Source organism: Streptomyces sp. NPDC054841, assembly GCF_053611045.1.
The window spans coordinates 1-4,569 of record NZ_JBSGZO010000600.1; the positions used below are offsets into that span (position 1 = coordinate 1).

Consider the following 4,569-nt stretch of genomic DNA (forward strand, 5'->3'; position numbering starts at 1 on the left):
GCAGCCGCCCTGTCCGCGGCGGATGTTGTTGAGAGCGGGGGCGCCGATGTGACCGCACGTCATGCAGCGGCACATCCACTTGTCGCGCACACGGCCCGGGAAAGGTTCCAGCGGTTCCATGCCGATCGCGCGCATCTCCGCCTCGGCGGCCTCGTAGTCCACCGGCGCCCGCCCCGCGCAGGCGCGGCAGCCGCCCTTTCCGGCGCGTATTCCGAAAAGCCGCGGGTGGACGATACGGCCACAGACGACGTGCAGGCAGGACCATCTGACCCTGGCCCCCGGGTACGGCTCCAGCGGTTCGAAGCCCGCGGCGCGCATGTCCGCCTCGGCCTGCGCCCGGCCGACGGCCCGTCGCCGCTCTCCGGCGGCGATGCGTCCGCAGTATCGGCATCCGGCGCTCGCGCCGATGCGCACCGAGGTGAGGGTGGGTGCGACGTGGTGCGCGTTCTTGGTGCAACGGCTGTTCCAGGCCACATTCGCCCCGGGATAAGGCTCCAGTGGTTCGAGTCCCGCGGCGCGCATGACCGCGACCGCCACCTCAGGATCGATTCTTCCGGACATGACTGCCCTACCCCCTTGACTGCCGATCTCGTGCGAGCACCGATGGGTCATTTCGGTGCGATGACGTGGATCCGTACTCCATTCGGATCCGTGACGATCAGGTCGCTCCCATTCGGCCCTCCGGTGCCGAGTAATCGCCTTCCGGCCGATTCACCGCAGGCGGCTATGCGTTCCAGCTCCCTTTCCCCGCCCTCCACTTCGAGGGTGAAGCTGACCGCGCGCACCGGGCGTCGCCGTGATTCCGGGAGAGCCGGGTGGGTGTGGTCGAGAAGGGCGAGTTCACGGGGCGGCGGCCCGGGCCGGCCGAGTCCGACGTACCACTCCGTTTCGTGAGTGACCTTGAAACCGAACAGCTTGGTGTAGAACTCGCGGGACTCCTCGAGGCGTGAGGTGCAGATCACCGGACAGGGGCTGGTCAGCATGTAGTGCCATCTCCAGTCACGTACCGAAGGTATGCGAGTGAAACCTAGTGACGTACCGTCGGTATGTCAACACGGGCCGCTACCTGGCGGCCACCGCCTACTCACGCAAGTCGTCTTGGAGAACACGCCAGTTCAGATCGGGTGGTGCGCTGGGCGCACGGGTCCCTGCCGGGACGGCCAGGGCCGCGGCGTGGGTGGTGTTCTGAGGGCCGCAGGGCAGGTTCCGAACGATCCAGCCGGACGGGCGCCGGGGCGCCCCGGGCCCCTCGTGGTGTCCCAGATAGTCCCGCTCCAGTCCGCGGCCGAGCCCGGTCCCGAGCGCCTTCAGATAGGCCTCCTTACGCGCCCATAGCCGGCAGAACCCCAGGGGCCGCTCCTCCTCGGGGACCGCCAGCACCTCGCGCCGCTCTTCCGGATGCAGGCGCTCCAGGCACAACTCGACGGTCCTGCGGCCGGGTACACGCTCGGCGTCCACCCCCATGGGCACGCCGGCGATCGCGACGAGGGACAGGCCCGGGGAGTGGGAGAGCGAGAAATGCAGGCCGGCCTCGCGATCGAGGAGAACGGGCCGGCCGTGCGGGCCGCCGCACCGCGCGCACGGCTCACGTCCGAAAAGGACGTCGACGGGGTGGCATTCAAGATACGCGGCCAGCAGCAGACGGAGTGCCGCGTGCGCCGCGATGTAACGGGAACGGTCGGGTTCGCGCCGGAAGGAGAGAGCCTTCCGCCTTTCTCCCGCGTCCAGCAGGGAAAGGCTCAGCGCCTCGTCCCACGGAGGTGAACTCCGCACGGCCCACACCTGCGGACAGTCCGGTTCCCTTTGTGCTTCCGCCGTCATGTGCCCCCCCGCTTTCACACCCGGCGGACGTGACGGCGGGTGGCGTTCTTCGTTGACACGACGAACGCCACCCGCGCTCGAACGACCCGCGCCCGCCTCAGAACGGTGACCCGATGACGTCCTCCGCCATGACCAGCTTCTATCCGGTGATCTGCACCCCGCGGCTCCGGGAATCCGTGGAGTTCTACACGGCCCTGTTCGGATTCGAGACGACCTTCGAGAACGACTGGTACGTCAGCCTCCGGCGACCCGAGCCGCCGCACTACGAACTCGCCCTGGTCGACGCGGCTCACGAGACGATCCCGCAGGCGTTCCGCCGCCCCGCCCAGGGCGTCCTGCTCAACTTCGAGGTGACCGACGTCGACGCCGAGTACGCCCGGCTCGTGGACGGACTCGGCCTGAAGCCCGAACTCGCCCTGCGCAGCGAGGACTTCGGGCAGCGGCACTTCATCGTCGCCGCCCCAGACGGTGTGCTCATCGACGTCATCACACCCATCGCCCCCACCGCCGAGTACGCCACCGCCTACACGGAGCGCCCCGGCACCTGAGGACGGGCAGCCCGCTCCCGGGTCAGGAGGCGGGCTGCTCCGCGGGCGCGACAGGGGTCTTCGCAGGCTCCCCGGCCGGATCCTCGGCCGCGCCCGCGGGAGGGCTCTTGATGACGACAGCCACGAGCACGGCCGTCCCGAGTGCCAGCAGCGCGCCGATGACACCTATGACGTTCATTCCTTCGGTGAACGCGGCCCGGCCCGAGTCGACGAACGCCGCGGCCACGTCCGAGGACAGGCCCTTCGCCGCCTCCAGCGCCACGGCGAGAGTGTCACCGGCACCGTCCGGGACCTGGGCGGGAACGTCCACCTGACTGCGGTACACAGCAGTGCCGACGCTGCCGAGGATCGCCACTCCGAGCGCCATGCCCAGCTCGGTGCTGGTCTCCGAGATGGCCGCGGCGGACCCGGCCTGCTCGGGCGGCGCCGATCCGACCACGATGTCGGTGCCCAGCGCGATGAGCGGGCCGCCGCCGGCGTACACGAGGGCGAAGCCGGTCACGACCTGCGCGATCCCGGACGTGCTGTCCGCGAGGGCCAGCATGACGTGGCCCAGCGCCGACACGGCCAGGCCGACGGCGACGACGTACGCGGGCCGGAACTTGCTCGCGGCGATCGGGGACACGACGGACGTCACGATCAGCGCGAAGGCCGCGGGCAGCAGGTACAGGCCGGCCTTCATCGGCGACAGCCCGCCGACGAGCTGCAGGTACTGCGTCACGAACAGGTAGGTGCCGCCCGCGACCAGCATGCTCAGCAGCAGCGTCACCAGGGACGTACGGAACGCGGGGTTGCCGAACGGGCGGAAGTCCAGCAGTGGGCTCTCCAGCGTGCGCTGCCGGCGGACGAACACGACACTCACGAGCAGGCCCGCGACGAGGACCAGCAGCGGCAGCGCGGACACCCCGTCTTTGGCGATCTCCTTCAGGCCGTAGATCACCGGCAGGATCGCCGCCAGGGACAGGGCCACGCTGACCAGGTCGACCCGGCCGGCCTGCTCGTCGCGGTACTCCGGCAGCAGCACCGGACCGGCCACCAGCAGCAGCGCCATGATGGGCACGCCGAGCAGGAAGACCGAACCCCACCAGAAGTACTCCAGCATGGCGCCGCCGACCACCGGGCCGAGCGCGATGCCCACGGAGAACATGGTGACCCAGACGGCGATGGCCACCCCGCGCTGCCGGGCGTCACGGAACATGTTGCTGATCAGCGCCAGGGTGGACGGCATCAGGGTGGCACCGGCGATGCCGAGCGCCGCGCGTGCCGCGATCAGCGCGGCCGGGCCGTTGGCGTAGGCGGCGGCCACCGAGGCGACACCGAAGGCGGCGGCGCCGGTCAGCAGCAGCCTCCGGCGGCCGATGCGGTCGCCCAGCGTGCCCATGGTCACCAGGAAGCCGGCGATCAGGAAGCCGTAGACGTCGATGATCCACAGCATCTGGGAGGCCGAGGGGTTCAGGCCCTCACTGATGTGCGGGACCGCCAGGTGCAGCACGCTCACGTCGATCGACAGCAGCAGCGTGGGAAGCGCCAGCACGGCCAGGCCCAGCCACTCCCGTGGTCCGGCCTGGCGGGGGGCATCGGTGATGGTGCTCAACTTGTCTCCTTCAAGGGGTACTTCAAGGGGTACTTCGCATCGCCGCCCGGAGCGGATGCCGGGTGGCGGGACGGACGAGGGACCTGGCCCTCGTACGGGGGGCCCGTGTGCGGTTCACCGGGGCGGCCGGCCACGAGGCGGTGGGCGACGGCCGCGGCGTGCGCGGGCTCGTAGAGGTAGAAATGGCCGCCGGTGAACATCAGTCGGCTGAAGCCGCCGGTCGTCTCCAGGGACCACAGGTGCAGCCGTTCGGCGACGACGACGGGGTCGTCGACGGCCCCGAGCGCCAGGATGGGCACGCCGGTGCCCGACAGGGGCCGCTCATACCGCTCCATCGCCTCCAGGTCCGCGCGGATGGCGCGCAGCGACGGCTGGACGAGGTCGGCCCGGTTCATCAGCTGCGGCGACATGCCGCCGATGTCCAGCAGGTGCTCCAGCAGCTCGGCGTCGCTCCTGAGGTGGCCGAAAGGCGGCTCGCCGGGGAAGCACGGGGGCTGACGCGCCGAGACGGCCAGCAGTCCCGGCGCGAGGCCCTTCTGCTCCATCGCCCGGGTGAGTTCGTACGCCAGCACGCTGCCGAAGCTGTGCCCGATGACCGCGTACGGC

At 70.5% G+C, this 4,569-nt stretch carries 6 protein-coding genes; 1 reads left to right on the top strand and 5 read right to left on the bottom strand.

The window, feature by feature from the left end; translation table 11 throughout:
- The 3 genes from ACWGI8_RS40135 to ACWGI8_RS40145 all read right to left on the bottom strand — a co-directional run.
- Positions 1 to 561, bottom strand: a 561-nt coding sequence (locus tag ACWGI8_RS40135) for a hypothetical protein (RefSeq protein WP_453668383.1), incomplete at its 3' end; no start/stop codon positions are given.
- Positions 562 to 608: 47 nt separating this feature from the next.
- A complete protein-coding gene (locus ACWGI8_RS40140; RefSeq protein ID WP_453668384.1) occupies positions 609 to 983 on the bottom strand; it encodes a VOC family protein in 375 nt (124 codons plus the stop codon).
- Between the two features lie 97 nt (positions 984 to 1,080).
- Positions 1,081 to 1,773 carry a 4'-phosphopantetheinyl transferase family protein gene (locus ACWGI8_RS40145; protein ID WP_453668385.1) on the bottom strand — a complete coding sequence of 231 codons (693 nt, stop codon included), beginning with the start codon at positions 1,771 to 1,773 and terminating at the stop codon, positions 1,081 to 1,083.
- Between the two features lie 161 nt (positions 1,774 to 1,934).
- On the opposite strand from ACWGI8_RS40145, the gene ACWGI8_RS40150 reads away from it, so the two are divergent.
- The gene (locus ACWGI8_RS40150) at positions 1,935 to 2,369 is read left to right on the top strand and encodes a VOC family protein (RefSeq protein WP_453668386.1); all 435 of its coding nucleotides are present in this window, start codon (positions 1,935 to 1,937) and stop codon (positions 2,367 to 2,369) included.
- Between the two features lie 22 nt (positions 2,370 to 2,391).
- Here the strand turns inward: ACWGI8_RS40150 and ACWGI8_RS40155 are convergent, their stop codons facing one another.
- Both ACWGI8_RS40155 and ACWGI8_RS40160 read right to left on the bottom strand, forming a co-directional pair.
- Entirely contained in the window at positions 2,392 to 3,963 is a 1,572-nt protein-coding gene (locus ACWGI8_RS40155; RefSeq protein ID WP_453668387.1) for an MFS transporter, read from the bottom strand.
- The coding region (locus ACWGI8_RS40160) for a thioesterase II family protein (RefSeq protein ID WP_453668388.1) at positions 3,960 to 4,569 on the bottom strand (610 nt) is incomplete at its 5' end. The genes ACWGI8_RS40155 and ACWGI8_RS40160, both read right to left, overlap by 4 nt.

Coding starts and splice junctions, on each gene's coding strand:
- ACWGI8_RS40140 (WP_453668384.1), bottom strand. CDS start 983: ATGCTGACCAGCCCCTGTCCGGTGATCTGCACCTCACGCCTCGAGGAG.
- ACWGI8_RS40150 (WP_453668386.1), top strand. CDS start 1,935: ATGACGTCCTCCGCCATGACCAGCTTCTATCCGGTGATCTGCACCCCG.